This window comes from Methylobacterium sp. Leaf456 (assembly GCF_001425465.1).
Taxonomy (GTDB): Bacteria; Pseudomonadota; Alphaproteobacteria; order Rhizobiales; family Beijerinckiaceae; genus Methylobacterium.
In genome coordinates this window covers 272640-287829 of the sequence record NZ_LMQV01000001.1, presented here as the reverse complement: position 1 = coordinate 287829, position 15190 = coordinate 272640, and the positions used below count along the sequence as shown (strand labels likewise).

Genomic DNA, 15190 nt, shown 5'->3' with positions numbered 1-15190 from the left:
CCAAGATTGTTAAAGGTCTCCTCAACCGTTCCGATCCTCGCCCCCTCCCTCGCCGGAGGGGGCAGCGCCCGGCCGGGCCCCCGGACGCTGCCGACACCGGATCTCCGTGCGATGAGCAAGACCGCCCCGATCAGCATCGACAGCTTCGACCCGGAGGTGCTCGCGGCCGCCCGCGAGGTCGCCAAACGGGCCGGCGTCCCGCTGGAATCGTGGATCGAATCCGTGACCGGCCCGGCTCAAGTGACGAGCCGCGACAAGCCGTCCGAGTCCGCGCCGGAGGCCGCCGCCCCGGTGCAGGTCGAAGCGAAACCCCAGGAATCGAAGCCTCAAGAAGCGCCTTCGGCCCCGGTCGATGCCTCGCTCGCCGCGATGATGCGGCGGCTCGACGCCCTCGACCGTTCGCTCAACGAGGAGCGCGAGGCCTCGCGCGATGCCGCCGCGCGCATGATCGGCGAGATCGAATCGCGGCTCGCCGCCAAGCTCCAGCCCGCCGCCGCGCCTGCCGAGGCGGCAGAGGAGGGCCTGACCGGGCGGCTCGCCGAGATCGAGCGCCGCATGGGCGAGATGGCGGGCCAGCTCTCCACGCCGCGCCCGCTCGGGCGCCGCGGAAAGCCGCTCGCCAGCGAGATGCGCGACGCGGTGGCCGAAGTGCGCCGCCGCCAGCGCGAGCTGGAGGAGGGCGGCGAGGGCCGCCCCGCCGCGATCGCGGACGCGCCCCAGCCCGCCGCCCTGCCGTCCCCGGCCATCGCCGAGTTGCAGCAGGAGACGACGCGGCTACGCGATTCGCTCGGGGGGCTCGCCACCGGCCGCGACGTCGGCGCGCTGGAGCAGGCGATGCGGGCGCTCCTCACCGACATGCAGCGGGCGCGCGAGCCCGGCGACTTCGCCGCCATCGCCGCGCCGATCGAGCTGATGCGGGTGCAGGTCGATCGGCTGGCCGAGGACGTCGCCGCCAACGTCCACGCCCGCGTCGCGGGCGAGGTCGAGCGGTTGGCCGGCAAGGTCGATGGGGCGATCTCCGGCGCCGCGCCGAGCTTCGCCGACCAGAGCGCGCTCGATACCGTCTTCGGCGAACTCGACGAGATTCGCCGCCTCATCGCCGCGCTCGCCGGCCCCGAGCGCATCCAGAGCCTCGCGCAGGGCGTGCAGGCGATCAGTGCGCAGATCGCCCAGCTCCAGCGCGGCAGCGAGTCCGAGGTCGCGGCCCTGAAGCCGCTGCTGGAAGAGATCCGCAGCGAGCTGAAGAGCCCGGAGGAGTCGCGGATGCTGCTCGGCCGGTTCGAGGCGCTGGCCGACCGCATGGACCGCGCCGCCGAGAACCCGGCCTCCAACCCCGTCGGCGATCTGATCGGCCGCCTGGAGACGCTCGGCGAGAACCTGCGCCGGCAGCCTGCCGCGCCGAAGGATTTTTCGTCGCTCCAGGACATGCTGGAGACGCTCGCCGAAAAGGTCGATCGGGTGAACACCGACGGCCGCGGCCTCGACGCTTTGGAGCAGCACGTCGTCGCGCTGGCCCAACGCCTCGACGCGCCGAAGGCCGCCGACCCGGCCCTCGGCCGCCTGGAGCGGACCATGGGCGAACTGGTGGCCCAAGTTTCTGCACTGAAAGACGTGCCCGCCCTCAAGGACGGCGCGCCGGCCAAGGCCGGGCCCGACCTCGAAGCCGCCCTGGAGCGCGCGACGCGCGCGGCGGTCAAGGATGCCCTGGCCGGAGCTGCGCCGGACGCGGCCTCGAACGCGGCGCTCGGCCTGCTGCGGGCGGACCTCGCCGAGATGCGGGCCCATCAGCGCGCCTCCGACCAGCGTCTCCACGCCACGATGGAGGGCGTGCAGACGCTGCTGTCGCGCCTGAGCGATCAGCTCGACCGGGCGCCTACTGCGACCATGACCTCGGCGAGCGCGATGGCCGCTGCGGCACCGGCGCGTGCCGGCATCGCCATGGAACTGCCGCTGGCCGAGACCGTCGCCGAGAAGGCGCCGCGGGAGCGCGCCTCGCAGGAACGGCCCGCCGCGCCGAAGGCCGCGTCGCCCAAGCCGACGGCGCCCGCCCCGGCCGCCCGGACGCGCCCCGCCGCCCGGCCCGAGGATGCGCTCGACGCCGTGATCCTCGGCGCCGACGAGTTGCTGGAGCCCGGCGCCGGTCGTCCGGCTCCGGGGCGCCCGGCCGCCACCGAGGCGCCGACGCCGGTGGGCTCCGACATCAAGACCAGCTTCATCGCCGCCGCGCGCCGCGCCGCCCAGGCCGCGCAGGCGGAGGCCGAGAGCGAGCCGCCGCTCGCCACCCGCCTGCGCGAGCGGATGGGCGGGGGCGCCCGCGCCGCCGCGCAACCCACCGAGGCCGTGGAGGGCGGCCCGTCGCGGGGGCGCGGTGCCGTCGAGAAGCGCCGCCGCACGCTGCTGCTCGGCCTCGCCGCGGTGGTGCTGGCGCTCGGCGCCTACCAGGCGTTCCAGGCCAGCGGCAGCGGCCCGGCCCCCGAGGAGGCCGCCGCCCCCAGCAACAACGCCGTCGCCGCCGCGCCGGAGGCCGCCAAGGCGCCGGAAGCCAAAATCACCGAGACCAAGCCCGCCGCACCGAACGCCGAGCCGGGCAAGCTGCCGTCGCAGGCCGCCGTGCCCGCCGACCCGACCACGACCCAGTCCCTCGCCGAACCGGCCCCGCGCGCCGCCCGGCCCGCCGGTCCGCCGCAGGTCGCGTCCATGGCCGGGCTCGCCCCGGACCTCGCCGGGGTGCCGCCGACGCTCGCCGGGCTGAAGCAATCGGCCCTCGACGGCGACGGCGCCGCGATCTGGGAACTCGCCGCCCGCGAGGCGGAAGGGCGCGGCGTGCCGCGCGACCTCGGGGTCGCGGCCAAGCTCTACGAGCGGCTCGCCAGCGCCGGCTACGCCCCGGCCCAGTTCAAGCTCGGCAACGCCTACGAGAAGGGCGCGGGCGTGACCCGCGACATCGGCCAGGCCAAGAGCTGGTACGGCCGGGCGGCCGACATGGGCAACACCCGCGCGATGCACAACCTCGCGGTGCTGCACGCCGAGAACCCGGCGGCCAACGGCCGGCCCGACTTCGCCACGGCGGCGGTCGCCTTCCGCCGCGCCGCCGAGCACGGCGTGCGCGACAGCCAGTACAATCTCGCGGTGCTCTACGCCCGCGGCCTCGGCGTGAGCCAGGATCTCGTCCAGTCCTATCTCTGGTTCTCGACCGCCGCCGCCCAGGGCGACGAGGAAGCCGGTCGCAAGCGCGACGAGGTCGCCGGCAAGCTGGCGCCCCCCGACCTCGCCCGCGCCCGCGAGATCGTGGCGGGCTTCAAGCCCAAGCCCGTCGACGCGTCCGCCAACGAGGCCCCCGCCGCGAAGATGCAGGCCGCCGCGCCCACCTCCCTCATCGGTGCGCCCTCGCCGAGCCTGCCGAACCCGAATGCTTTTCAGAAGCGAGCGGGGGTTTAGGGAACGCAGCGGTCACAGCGCATCCCCTCGCCCCGCTCTGCGGGGAGAGGGTCGCGACGACCTTGTCGTCGGCGCGACAAGGCGGAAGCCGGGGGTGAGGGGGCGGTTCAGGAGGAGATACTTCCGGCGGGTCCCCCTAACCGCCGCTTCGCTTCCTGTAGGGACGACAAGGTCCCTACAGGCCTCTCCCCGCGTGCGGGGAGAGGGGGAATGCGGCTTCACCCGAGCGGGCCAACCGACAACCGCTCACACCACCGGCGCCGCCTCCGCCCGGCGCGCCGGCTTCTCCATCTCCGGCCGCTCGAAGGCCGTGAGGTCGAAGCGGTCGTCCGGCAGGCGGGCGAGGAAGCGTTCAGCCATCTCGACCATCAGGATGTCGGGCCGCACCCGCTCGATGGTGCGCCAGTCCAGGCTCGACGACCAGACGACGTGCAGTTCGCGGAACGACTCGGCGAGGAGGCCGGTCAGGAAGATTGGCGCGTAATGCGCGTAGGAATCGCCGAACAGCACCACGGTCCGCGGGTCGGCCTGCGGCGAGGAATTCTTGTAGATCACGTGGGCGCCGACATGCAGGTCGCCGGCCCGGCCCGCCGCCTCGTAGGACTCGACCAGGGGGCTGGCATAGGCACGGGACGCGTCGCGCAGCACGGCCCAGTTTGTCACCGTCTCGCGGGGCCGGTCGGGCAGCTTGTCGCCGAGGTCCCACAACCCTTCGGTCTCGAAGCGGGGGCGCTCGGCGATGTCGGGCGGGGGCACGGCGCCGCAGGCCCGCATCAGGGCGCGGTAGCCGATCAGGCAGCCGTCGTAGGTCCAGTGGGAATCGGTGCGCCGGTAGAGCGGCACGGCGCCGTCGCGGGCGGCGCGCAGGGGGGCGACGAGATCGACGAAGCCACCGAGCCGGTCGAGCCGGCGGGCGAGGCGGCGGGCCGGCGACAGGCGCGGGTCGTAGGCGAGGTCGAGGGTGCGGTCGTCGTAGACCGAGAGCTTTTCCGGCACGATGGTGTGGAGCGTGCGGATGCCGAGCCGGCCGGCGCGGGCGGTACGCGCCTCGATCAGCCGCGCCCAGCGCCGCAGATGCCACCAACGGCCCAGCGTGCGGCGATACTGGTCGAGCACGCCGTTGGTGCCCCCGATCAGGAACAGCCATCCCTCGCGCCCCCGGTGGACGAGCTCTCGGTTCCTGCGGGCCATGGCCGCTGTCTAATCGCCGCGCTCGCCCCTGAACAGCGTAAGCGAGCCACAGGTACCGGCTGGAACCGCAACGCTCCCGCGCCACATCTCCCCGGCGCACACGCCGAGGACAAACATTGCCCGAGCCCGACCCGCTGATCCTGACGCTGCAGATGGACGACGTCGCCTTCGCCGCGTTCGACGGCCTGCGGCGCCGCCACTTTCCGGAAAAGCTCAACCACATCCCGGCCCACGCCACGCTGTTCCACCACCTGCCCGGCGACGCGCCGGACGCGGTGGTCGAGACCGTGACGGCGCTCGCTAGCGCCGAGCATCCGCCGGAGGTCGCGGTGACGGGCGTGCGCTTCACCGGCCGCGGCGTCGCGTTCAACCTCGATTCCGAGCCGCTCGCGGCCTTCCGCGCCCGCGTGGCGGGGGCGTTCCGCGACGCGTTGACGGCGCAGGACCGGCAGGGCTGGCGCCCGCACGTGACGGTGCAGAACAAGGTCAAGCCGGAGACGGCCCGCGCCCTGCACGCCAGCCTCGCGCAGGACTTTTCGCCCTCGCGCTTCCGCGCGCCGGGCGTGGTGCTGTGGCGCTATCTCGGCGGACCCTGGGAGCGGCTCGCCACGATCCCCTTCGGAGGCGCGGCATGACCCGGTCCCCCTCTCGCCTGCCCGATTTCGCCCGCAGCGGCGGCAGCACCCTATGGCGCCACTCCACCGCCTTCTGGCTGCGACTCCATCTCAACGAGGTCGGGCCGCTGGTCTCGCTGCTCGCCGTCAGCACGCTCGGCTACGCCTTCTTCGCGCTCGCCTACGAGGTCGGCGAGGGCTCGACCGCCGCGCTCGACCGCAAGATCCTGCTCGGCTTGCGCAACCCCGCCGACCTGTCCGACCCGATCGGCCCCGCCTGGCTGGAGGAGGCGATGCGCGACATCACCGGCTGGGGCAGCGTGGTGACGATCGTGTTCCTCACCGCCGCCGCCGTTATCTACCTCGCTTTGTCGGGCCGCAAGAGGATCGCGGTGTTCGTGGTGGCCGCCATCGGCGGCGGCGAGGCGGTCTCGACCGTCCTCAAGCTGTTCTACCACCGGCCCCGGCCCGACCTCGTGCCGCACGGCATGGAGGTGTTCACGGCGAGCTTCCCGTCCGGCCATGCGATGATGTCGGCCATCGCCTACCTGACGCTGGCGACGCTGTTGGCCCGCGTCGAGCGGCGGGTCTACGTCAAGGCGCTGCTGCTGGCGCTCGGCATCGTCATGACGATCTGCGTCGGCATCAGCCGGGTCTATCTCGGCGTGCACTGGCCGAGCGACGTGGTCGCCGGCTGGTGCGTCGGCGCCGCCTGGGCGGCGCTCTGCTGGTTCGTGGCGCTCCAGCTCCAGCGGCGCGGCGAGGTCGAGGACCCCGACCCCACCCCCGCGACCACGGGCATGAAGATCACCGCGGGGATGAGCCAAGGGACGGATATGGGAACCGCCTCGCCCGATTGAGGCGTTCCGCCTTCGTCCACTCCAAGGCGAGGCTCATGAACGACGATAAGCGCAAGACTCCGCAAATGTCCCGGCGCATCCTCCTGGCGGCGGGGAGTGCCGGCCTCACCGGCGCGGCGCTCAGCCTCGCGACGCGGGCGAGTGCGCAAGGGTCGGCGCCGCCCGGCCCCGCGGTGCCGGCCGATACCGGGGCGGTGCAGGGCGAGCGGATCGTCTTTCCGAACTGGCGCGATGCCGGCGACGCCCCGCCCCCGCCGCCGCCCGCGCCGATGCCGCCGGGGGAGCGCGTCGGCTTCGTCATCGTCGGCCTCGGGCGCCTGAGCCTGGAAGAGATTCTGCCGGCCTTCGGCGAGGCGAAGAAGGCGCGGCCCGTGGCGCTGATGTCGGGCTCGCCCGAGAAGGCGAAGCTGACGGCGCGCCAATACGGCATCCCCGAGGAGGCGGTCTATGCCTACGATCAGTGGGACCGGCTGAAGGCGAATCCTGCGGTCAAGGCGGTCTACATTGTCACCCCGAACGGCCTGCACCGCGACCACGTGCTGGCGGCGGCGGGCGCCGGCAAGCACGTGCTGTGCGAGAAGCCGATGGCCAACACGTCGGCCGAGGCGCGGGCCATGATCGACGCCTGCCGGCAGGCGGGGGTCAAGCTGATGATCGCCTATCGCTGCCAGTACGAGCCGTTCAACCGCGAGGTCGTGCGGCTTGCCCGCTCGGGCGAGTTCGGCCGGGTGAAGATGGTCGAGGCGTTCAACGGCCAGACCACGGCGCTCCCCGAGCAATGGCGCCTGCGCCGGGCGCTCGCGGGCGGCGGGGCGCTGCCGGATATCGGCCTCTACTGCCTCAACGGCGTGCGCGCGCTGCTCGGCGAGGAGCCGGTCTCGGTCCAGGCGCAAGTCTCGACGCCGGAGAACGACCCGCGCTTCAAGGAGGTCGAGGAGAGCGTCGCCTTCACCCTCCGCTTCCCCTCGGGCGTGATCGCGCAATGCGGCACCAGCTACGGCGTCCACGAGAGCCGGGAATTGCGGGTGCACACCGCCAACGGCAGCCTCGCGCTGCACAACGCCTTCGCCTATCGCGGCCAGCGCCTGACCATCGCCCACCGCGAGGGCAGCCACGTGCAGCGCGACGAGCCGGTGCTGACCCACAAGAACCAGTTCGCGCTCGAACTCGACCACATGGCCGAGTGCATCCTGAAGGACCGCGCCCCCCGCACGCCGGGCGAGGAGGGCTTGCAGGACATGATCCTGATGGAGGCGATCTACGAGGCGGCCCGCACCGGCGCGCCGGTCAAGGTCGGCCCGCTCGCCGGGACGAAGGAGGGCCCGGACGCGACGCGTGGGCCGGCGTTGGAGGAGGGGAAGTAGAGGACACGAGTCAGGGACGGACACGTCCCGTTCCAAAACACCGCCGTCATTCCGGGGCGCCGTAGGCGAACCCGGAATCCACGACTGGCCGCGACGCCTTCAACAGCAGCGCGTCACGGGTGGATCCCGGGTTCCGCTGCGCGGCCCCGGGATGATGGAGATGGTGAGATGCGAGCGGAGACACCCCCTCAGCCTACTCCCCCCAGCGGACGAACAGCCCGATGGCGACGATCGCCAGGATGGCGAGGAGCCACGCCTCGCCGACCGTCAGCGCGTAGGCGACCAGCCCGAAGAAGCCGATCGTGATGCCGAGCATGGTCGCGACGGCGACAGGGTTCATGAGGCTCGCTTCGCTGACGCTTTTCCCCGCCGAGCATGGCCGGCCCGGCGGGGATTGCGCCATAACCTAGGGCGAGACCGCCCGCCACCGCGGAATCTTCCCGCACACGTTGTCGTGCGTGTCAGGCGCCGCGCAGCGCCCCGGCGACCCGCGCCAGCGGCAGCAGGCCTTTGAGCGGGCCGATGGCGGCCAGCGTCGGCGCGCCCGCGAGCAGGGTGCGGGCGGCGGCGCGGGTGTCCTCGACGGTGACGGCGTCGACCTTGGCGATCAGCTCCTGCGGCGGGATCACCCGGCCCCAGGCGAGCAATTGCCGGGCGTTGCGCTCGATGCGCCCGCCGGGCGTCTCCAGCGCCGAGAGCAGCGAGACCTTGAGCTGCGCCTTGGCGCGGGCCAATTCCGCCTCGTCGAGTTCCTCGGCCGCCGTGCGGGTGGTCGCGAGGGTGACGTCCATGAGTTCGGGCAGGTCGGCGCCCGAGGTGCCGGCGCCGATGCCGAACAGGCCGCAATCGGCGAAGGGCCAGTGGAAGGCCTGGATCTCGTAGGCCAGCCCGCGGGTCTCGCGCACCTCGTGCCAGAGCCGCGAGGTCAGCCCGCCGCCGAGGATCTGCGAGAACAGGTGCAGGGCGTAGTAGCCGTCGTCGCGGAAGGACAGGCCGGGCAGGCCGAGGACGAGGTTGGCCTGTTCCAGGCGCTTCTGCATCCGCCGCTCGCCGCCGCCATAGACGCCCTCGACCACGGGCGGGGCCTCGACGGCTTTGAGCCCGCCGAAATGCCGCTGGGCGGCGTCCACGATCTCAGCGTGCTCCACCGCGCCGGCGGCGGCCAGCACCATGCGGCCGGGCACGTATTCGCGGGCGATGTAGGCCTCGATTGCCTTGCGGTCGAAGCTGTTGATCGTCTCCGGTCGGCCCAGGATCGGGCGGCCGATGGGCTGGCCGGGAAACGCCGTCTCGATGAAGGCGTCGTAGACCACGTCGTCGGGGGTGTCCTCGATCGCGGCATACTCTTGGAGGATCACGCCCTTCTCGCGGGCGAGTTCGCCCGCGTCGAACACCGAATGGGTCAGGATGTCGCCGAGCACGTCGAGGGCCACGCGGGCGTCCTCGCCGAGCACGCGGGCGGTGTAGCTGGTGGATTCGGTGCTGGTGGCGGCGTTGATCTCGCCGCCGACATTCTCGATCTCCTCGGCGATCGCACGGGCCGAGCGCGTCGTCGTGCCCTTGAACGCCATGTGCTCGATGAGGTGGCTAAGCCCGTGCTCGTCCGCCCGCTCATGGCGCGAGCCGGCCCCGACCCAGACCCCGAGCGTCGCGGTGGCCACGCCCGGAATCGTCTCGCTCGCCACCGTGAACCCGTTGTCGAGCCGGGTGACGGTGAGGCCGGGGGAGGCGCCGAAGGTCGAGAAATGCTGGTTCATGGAACCTCAACCCCGCGTGATGCGGGCGTGTTCGGTGATGTAGCGCTCGATTTGCCCCTGATCGTTGCCGAGGCGGGCCATCGTCTCGGGCCGGTCCATCAGGTCGGCGAGATGCGACGGCAGGGCCGGGCGCCCGGCCCCGGTCGCCTGCGAGACCGCATCGGGGAACTTGGCCGGATGCGCGGTAGCGAGCGCGACGACGGGCGTGTGCGCGTCCTTCTCCAGCAGTCGCCGGGCGGCGCGCACGCCGATGGCGCTGTGGGGATCGAGCACCATGCCGGTGCGGCGGAAGGAGCCGGCGATCTCGTCGGCCACCTCGGTCTCGGGCACGGCGGTGGCGTCGAACTCAGCCCGCACCGTCGCCAGAACCTCCGGGCTCAGCGAAAAACCGCCGGACTGCTTGAGGCCCTCCATCAGGCGCCCGAGCGAGGAGGCGTCGCGCCCCAGCGCCTCGAACAGCAGCCGCTCGAAGTTCGAGGAAATCTGGATGTCCATCGACGGTGAGGTGGTCGGCTGCACGCCGCGCGGCTCGTACGACCCGTGTTCGAGGGTGCGGGCCAGGATGTCGTTGGCGTTGGTGCCGATCATCAGCCGCTCGATCGGCAAGCCCATCTTCTTGGCGACCCAACCGGCGAGGATGTCGCCGAAATTGCCGGTCGGCACCGCGAACGACACGTTCCGGTGTGGGGCGCCCAGCGCCACCGCGGCGGTGAAGTAGTAGACGGTCTGGGCCGCCACCCGCGCCCAGTTGATCGAGTTGACGCCGGACAGCTTCACGGCATCCGCGAAGTCGGCGTGCTGGAACATCGCCTTCACGAGGTTCTGGCAATCGTCGAAATTGCCGTCGATGGCGAGCGCGTGGACGTTGGGCGCGTTGACGCTCGTCATCTGCTTGCGCTGCACCTCCGACACGCGCCCGTGCGGGAAGAGAATGAACACGTCGACCTGATCGAGGCCCTTGAACGCCTCCACCGCCGCCGAGCCGGTATCGCCCGAGGTCGCGCCGACGATGGTGGCGCGCGCGCCCTTCTTCCGGAGCACGTAATCCATCAGCCGCCCGAGCAGCTGCATCGCCACGTCCTTGAAGGCGAGCGTGGGGCCGTGGAAAAGTTCGAGCAGAAAAAGGTTGTCGTCGAGCTGGGCCAGCGGGCAGATCGCCGGATGGCGGAAGCCCGAATAGGCCAGCTCGATCATCGCATCGAGTTCGCGGTCGGGAATCTCGCCGTCGATCAGCGGGCGCAGGACGCGCTTGGCGACCTCGGCGTAGCGCTGCCCTGCAAACCCCACGATCTCGTCGCGGGAAATCTGCGGCCAGCTCTGCGGCACGTAGAGGCCGCCGTCGCGGGCGAGGCCGGCGAGCAGGGCATCGGAAAAGCTCAAGGGCGCGGCGGCGCCGCGGGTCGAGACGTGCAGCAAGGGGGCCTCCGGGAAGGCGGCCCCTTTACACCCTTCGGGCGGCCGTGTCGAAGCGGAGGAGGGATGTGTCGGAGAGCGGCCTCGCCCCCACTTTCCGCCGTCATTCCGGGGCCGCGGAGCGGAACCCGGAATCCACCCGTGTTGCGCCTGCCTCACACGACGTCATGCCCAGTCGTGGATTCCGGGTTCGCCTATCGGCGCCCCGGAATGACGGTGGAGGGCAGGGCAGGCCGGCTCACCCCCGCCGCATCCCCTTCCGCCGCGCGGCCCGCCGCAGAATCCGCGACAGATCCTCGACCGAGTACGGCTTGTGCAGCAGCGGGAAGCCGTGGTGGCCGTCTTCCGCCAGCACGTGGCTGTAGCCCGAGGAGAGCACCACCGGCATGTCCGGGCGACGCGCCTGGATCGCGCGGGCGAGATCGACGCCGTTCATGCCCGGCATCACCACGTCGGTGAAGACCACGTCGAAGCGCTCCGGCGTGCGCTCCAGTTCGGCCAGCGCCTGATCCGCGTCCATGGCCCAGACGGTGCCGTAGCCGAGTTCGGCCAAGGCTTGCGTGGCGAAGGCGCCGACCTCGCGGTTGTCCTCGACCACGAGGACGCAGGTGCCGTGGCCCGGCGCCAGCGGCTCGGGCTCGTCCGCCGGCTCGGTGGGGGTGGGAGCGATGCCGGCGCGGGGCAGGAACAGGGTGAAGGTGGTGCCCCGGCCCACATCGCTCTCGACGGCGATGTCGCCGCCGGATTGCTTGGCGAAGCCGAACACCTGGGAGAGCCCGAGGCCGGTGCCCTGGCCGACGCCCTTGGTGGTGAAGAACGGCTCGAAGATGCGGTTGATGTCCGCGGGCGCGATGCCGGAGCCGGTGTCGCCGATCGACACCGCCACGAAGTCGCCGACCACCTCCGGGTGGGTGCGCAAGGGCGGGATGCGGTCGGCGTGGCCGACGCGGATCGTCAGCGTGCCCTCGCCGTCCATGGCGTCGCGGGCGTTGACCACCATGTTGACGAGCGCCGTGTCGAACTGGCTCGGATCGGCCTCGACGAGACAGGCATAGGGCGCGCCGGCCGCGTCGAAGCAGGGGTCGATCTGGGTCGTGACCTTGATGCGCGCGCCCGTCAGCGTGCCGACCATGTCGGCCACCGCCGCGACGCCGCGGCCGGCATCGAACACTTCGGGCTTAAGCGCCTGACGCCGGGCGAAGGCGAGCAGCTGGCCGGTGAGCTTGGCGGCGCGGGCCACCGTGTCGGAGATCGCCTCGACGTAGCGGCGGCGGCGCTCCTCGGGCAGATCCGGGCGCTTGAGGAGGTCGGTCGAGGACTTGATGACGGTGAGCAGGTTGTTGAAGTCGTGGGCGACGCCGCCGGTGAGCTGGCCAACCGCCTCCATCTTCTGCGACTGGCGCAGGGCCTCCTCGATCCGCTCGCGCTCGGCCACCTCGGCGCGCAGGCGCCCGTTGGCCTCGGCGAGTTCGCGCAGGCGCACCCGCTCGGCGGTGAGGTCGGTGAGCACGCCGCAGAGCAGCGCACTGTCGCCGCCGCTCTCCAGGCGGCTGAGGGAGAGGTAGCCGGGGCGCTCGGCGGCCTCGTCGTCCCCGCCGCGCAGGCGCAGCTCGCCGCGGGTGGGCGCGGAGGCCGCCTCCTGCTGCAGCCGCGCGAGGGAAGCGGCCTCGCCCTCGGCGACGAAGCGGGCCAGCGGCTGGCCGGTGAGCCGCTCCTGCGGCACGCCGAGCATCTCGGCGAAGCGCCGGTTGCCGTAGAGCACCGTGCCGTCCGGCCCGAGAGTGAAGGCGCCCTCCTGGATCTGCTCGATCAGCACGCGGTAGGGCCGGTCGGCGTTCTCGAGGGTGTAGACCAGCCGCTCGCCGGACGGCCCCTCGACCACGACGGCGTCGAAATCGCCCTGGCGGATCGCCGTGAGGGTATCCTCGGCCTCTTCCAGCCGCGCCTCCAGTTCGCGGATGCGCGCTTGAGGATCGGCCTGCGGGTCGGGATCATGCGACATCGCCGCCTCCGGTGCCCTGCTGCTGTTGCTGCTGGGCGGCCTGGGGCGGGCTCGCCCCTCCGGCGTCGAGGCCGAGGGTGGCCAGCACGCGGCGCGCGTCGGTGAGGTCGCCCGCCACGCGCCGGACGGGCAGGGGGCTCAGACGCAGCAGGGTCGGCGCCGCCACGACGCCGTCCTCCGCCGCGAGACCGGGCTGCTGGTAGAGATCGACGATCTCGAGGTCGCACGCCTCGGCGAGCGCTCCCTCGCACAGGCGGCGGACGTGGTCGATGGTGCGGGCCGAGCGCGGCGAGGGGCCGGCGACGTAGAGGCGCAGGCGGATGCGGTCGGGTGCGTTCACGGGCGATCGGCCTCCGGCGGCCCCTTGGCCGGCGGGGCGCGGTCGAGGTCGGGCCGGATGTCGAGGCCGACCAGCACCTTCTCGGTGTTGGATAGGTCGCCGATGATGCGCTTCAACGGCGCGGGCAGGCGGCGCACCAGGGTCGGGATCGCCAGGATCTGGTCGCCCGCCGCGAGCTGCGGGTTCTGCATCAGGTCGATCACCTCGATCTCGTAGCGGCCGGCGAGATGCTCCTCGCAGAAGCGCCTGAGGTTCGCCATGGCGGCGAGCGACTTCGCCGTCTGCCCGGCCACGTAGAGGCGCAGGCGGTAGCGGCCGTCGTCGGGCAAGTCGGACTGGGTCAAGTCGATTTCTGTCTCGCTCATCGTTCGCCTCCCCGGCGGACGGCGAGGACGCGCCGCTCGCTCAACAACGCCGCCTCACGCCGTTCGTCCTCGTCGAGCAGGATCGCCTCCTCCTCGGCCACCGCCTCGAGATCCGCGCGCAGCTCCTCGATCTGCCGATCCAGGGAGCGGCGGCGGCGCTCGGCCTCGCGCTGGCGGCGGCGGTTCTCCTGGCGGCGGCGCAGATCCTGCGCCGCTTCCTCCGCCTCCTGCACCGCCCGCGCCGTCCCGGTCAGGACGCCGGCCGGACCGACATAGGCATCGACGAGGCTGAGGCCGCTTCCCGACATCATGAACTCGCGCACCTGATTCGAGTGGCTCATGCCGCGCGCCTTGATGACGTAGAGGGTGCGCGAGCGCTCGCCGTTGGCCTCGACGTTGAGGAGCTTGATCCAGGCATCCATCAGCGAGGACAGGCCGATATCGCCGTCGCGGCCGAGGCCGCCGTCCTCGCGCAGGCTGGTGAACAGGGCGGTGATGCCCCGGCCCTTGAGCAGGTCGGCCATGCGCAAAACAGTCGCCTGCAACTCGGCATCGGGCCCGCGCAGGGCCGAGAGCGGATCGACCACCACGAGGTCGGGGGCGAACCGGTCGATGTCGCGCTGCATCCGGGCGAGGTGCATCTCCAGCCCGTAGAGGCTCGGGCGGGCCGCCTCGTAGCGCAGCAGGCCGGCCTCGACGTGGCGGGCGAGATCGACGCCGATGGAGCGGGCGTTGCGGGCGATCTGCTCGCCGCTCTCCTCGAACACGAAGGCGAGGCAGCGCTCACCCCGGGCGCAGGCGGCATCGACGATGCTGGCGCAGACCATGGTCTTGCCGGTGCCGGACTCGCCCGAGACGAGGATGCCCGAGCCGCGGTAGAAGCCGCCCGCCCCGAGCATGGCGTCGAGGCCGTCGATGCCGGTGGGGAGCACGCCCTCGGAGACCGGATAGTCGAGGTCGGCCGAGGTCACGGGGAGGACGCTGATGCCCTCGGCGTCGATCAGGAACGGATACTCGTTGGTGCCGTGGGGCGAGCCGCGGTACTTCACCACCCGCAGGCGCCGCGTCGTGATCTGATCCTCGACCCGGTTGTCGAGCAGCACCACGCAGTCGGAGACGTATTCCTCCAGCCCCTGGCGGGTGAGCTGGCCGGTCCCGCGCTCGCCGGTGATGATGGCGGTGAGGCCGCGATCCTTGATCCAGCCGAACAGGCGGCGCAGTTCGGCGCGCAGCACCGCCTCGTCGGAGAAGCCCGAGAACAGGGTCTCGATCGTGTCGAGGACGATGCGCTTGGCGCCGATCGAGTCGACGGCGAAGCCGAGACGAATGAACAGGCCTTCGAGGTCGTAGTCGCCGGTCTCCTCGATCTCGGAGCGCTCGACCCGGACGTGATCGATGGCGATCTTCCCCTTGGCGATCAGGCCGTCGAGATCGTAGCCGAGCGAGGCGACGTTGGCGACGAGGTCCTCGGCCCGCTCCTCGAAGCTCATGAACACACCGGGCTCGCCGTAGCGCGTCGCGCCGTTGACCAGGAAGGTGGTGGCGAACAGCGTCTTGCCGCAACCCGCGGAGCCGCAGACCAGAGAGGGCCGGCCCGCGGGCAGGCCGCCGAAGGTGACGGCGTCGAAGCCCTCGATGCCGGTGGCGGCCTTCGGCAGGGCCGGCGGGGCATCGGGCTGGGCCTGAGGCTCGTTCATCGCTGGGCCTCGGCCAGGGTGCGGTCGATGTCGCCGCCGGGCGGCGGACGCTTCCGCCGCAGCAGGCTTCTCGACGGAAGTCGGAACCGCGGCTCGTACGTCACGGGCGCTCCGATTGGCAAGGCGGAGTGCCTACGCAGCTCCGGACC

General features: G+C 72.2%; 12 protein-coding genes. 4 read left to right on the top strand and 8 right to left on the bottom strand.

Annotation, left to right across the window (positions count from 1 at the left end):
- The first annotated feature begins 111 nt into the window (after positions 1-111).
- Positions 112-3438 carry an SEL1-like repeat protein gene (locus ASG52_RS01285; protein WP_056237910.1) on the top strand — a complete coding sequence of 1109 codons (3327 nt, stop codon included), beginning with the start codon at positions 112-114 and terminating at the stop codon, positions 3436-3438.
- A gap of 246 nt (positions 3439-3684) precedes the next feature.
- Here the strand turns inward: ASG52_RS01285 and ASG52_RS01280 are convergent, their stop codons facing one another.
- A complete protein-coding gene (locus ASG52_RS01280) occupies positions 3685-4629 on the bottom strand; it encodes an alginate O-acetyltransferase AlgX-related protein (RefSeq protein WP_056237909.1) in 945 nt (314 codons plus the stop codon).
- A gap of 116 nt (positions 4630-4745) precedes the next feature.
- Between ASG52_RS01280 and ASG52_RS01275 the strand changes: the two genes are divergently transcribed.
- From ASG52_RS01275 to ASG52_RS01265, 3 genes are read left to right on the top strand one after another with little or no spacing between them, the layout of a single operon-like run.
- The gene (locus ASG52_RS01275) at positions 4746-5264 is read left to right on the top strand and encodes a 2'-5' RNA ligase family protein (protein ID WP_056237906.1); all 519 of its coding nucleotides are present in this window, start codon (positions 4746-4748) and stop codon (positions 5262-5264) included.
- The gene (locus ASG52_RS01270; protein ID WP_056237903.1) at positions 5261-6103 is read left to right on the top strand and encodes a phosphatase PAP2 family protein; all 843 of its coding nucleotides are present in this window, start codon (positions 5261-5263) and stop codon (positions 6101-6103) included. The genes ASG52_RS01275 and ASG52_RS01270 overlap by 4 nt, the downstream gene beginning before the upstream one ends.
- 35 nt (positions 6104-6138) lie before the next feature.
- A complete protein-coding gene (locus ASG52_RS01265) occupies positions 6139-7467 on the top strand; it encodes a Gfo/Idh/MocA family protein (protein WP_056237901.1) in 1329 nt (442 codons plus the stop codon).
- A gap of 193 nt (positions 7468-7660) precedes the next feature.
- On the opposite strand, the gene ASG52_RS27755 is transcribed toward ASG52_RS01265, so the two are convergent.
- The 7 genes from ASG52_RS27755 to kaiC all read right to left on the bottom strand — a co-directional run bounded on the left by ASG52_RS27755 (position 7661) and on the right by kaiC (position 15041).
- Entirely contained in the window at positions 7661-7807 is a 147-nt protein-coding gene (locus tag ASG52_RS27755; protein WP_200945549.1) for a hypothetical protein, read from the bottom strand.
- A gap of 121 nt (positions 7808-7928) precedes the next feature.
- The gene (locus ASG52_RS01260) at positions 7929-9224 is read right to left on the bottom strand and encodes a M16 family metallopeptidase (protein WP_056237898.1); all 1296 of its coding nucleotides are present in this window, start codon (positions 9222-9224) and stop codon (positions 7929-7931) included.
- Between the two features lie 6 nt (positions 9225-9230).
- The gene (gene thrC / locus ASG52_RS01255; RefSeq protein ID WP_056237894.1) at positions 9231-10640 is read right to left on the bottom strand and encodes a threonine synthase; all 1410 of its coding nucleotides are present in this window, start codon (positions 10638-10640) and stop codon (positions 9231-9233) included.
- A gap of 235 nt (positions 10641-10875) precedes the next feature.
- Positions 10876-12639, bottom strand: coding sequence for an ATP-binding protein (locus tag ASG52_RS01250; RefSeq protein WP_056237893.1), 1764 nt, complete (start codon positions 12637-12639; stop codon positions 10876-10878).
- Positions 12629-12979: a circadian clock KaiB family protein gene (locus ASG52_RS01245; RefSeq protein WP_056237890.1), complete on the bottom strand. Its 351-nt coding sequence runs from the start codon at positions 12977-12979 to the stop codon at positions 12629-12631. Before ASG52_RS01245 ends, ASG52_RS01250 begins: the two co-directional genes overlap by 11 nt.
- Positions 12976-13344 (bottom strand): circadian clock KaiB family protein, encoded by a 369-nt coding sequence (locus ASG52_RS01240; protein WP_056237886.1) that lies wholly within the window; start codon positions 13342-13344, stop codon positions 12976-12978. Before ASG52_RS01240 ends, ASG52_RS01245 begins: the two co-directional genes overlap by 4 nt.
- The gene (kaiC, locus tag ASG52_RS01235) at positions 13341-15041 is read right to left on the bottom strand and encodes a circadian clock protein KaiC (RefSeq protein ID WP_056237882.1); all 1701 of its coding nucleotides are present in this window, start codon (positions 15039-15041) and stop codon (positions 13341-13343) included. The genes ASG52_RS01240 and kaiC overlap by 4 nt, the downstream gene beginning before the upstream one ends.
- Positions 15042-15190 lie beyond the last annotated feature (149 nt).

What these genes read in the sequence shown, in the direction of transcription:
- ASG52_RS01285 (WP_056237910.1), top strand. Translation starts at nt 112, where the DNA reads ATGAGCAAGACCGCCCCGATCAGCATCGACAGCTTCGACCCGGAGGTG.
- ASG52_RS01280 (WP_056237909.1), bottom strand. Translation starts at nt 4,629, where the DNA reads ATGGCCCGCAGGAACCGAGAGCTCGTCCACCGGGGGCGCGAGGGATGG.
- ASG52_RS01270 (WP_056237903.1), top strand. Translation starts at nt 5,261, where the DNA reads ATGACCCGGTCCCCCTCTCGCCTGCCCGATTTCGCCCGCAGCGGCGGC.
- ASG52_RS01265 (WP_056237901.1), top strand. Translation starts at nt 6,139, where the DNA reads ATGAACGACGATAAGCGCAAGACTCCGCAAATGTCCCGGCGCATCCTC.
- ASG52_RS27755 (WP_200945549.1), bottom strand. Translation starts at nt 7,807, where the DNA reads ATGAACCCTGTCGCCGTCGCGACCATGCTCGGCATCACGATCGGCTTC.
- ASG52_RS01260 (WP_056237898.1), bottom strand. Translation starts at nt 9,224, where the DNA reads ATGAACCAGCATTTCTCGACCTTCGGCGCCTCCCCCGGCCTCACCGTC.
- ASG52_RS01250 (WP_056237893.1), bottom strand. Translation starts at nt 12,639, where the DNA reads ATGTCGCATGATCCCGACCCGCAGGCCGATCCTCAAGCGCGCATCCGC.
- ASG52_RS01240 (WP_056237886.1), bottom strand. Translation starts at nt 13,344, where the DNA reads ATGAGCGAGACAGAAATCGACTTGACCCAGTCCGACTTGCCCGACGAC.
- kaiC (WP_056237882.1), bottom strand. Translation starts at nt 15,041, where the DNA reads ATGAACGAGCCTCAGGCCCAGCCCGATGCCCCGCCGGCCCTGCCGAAG.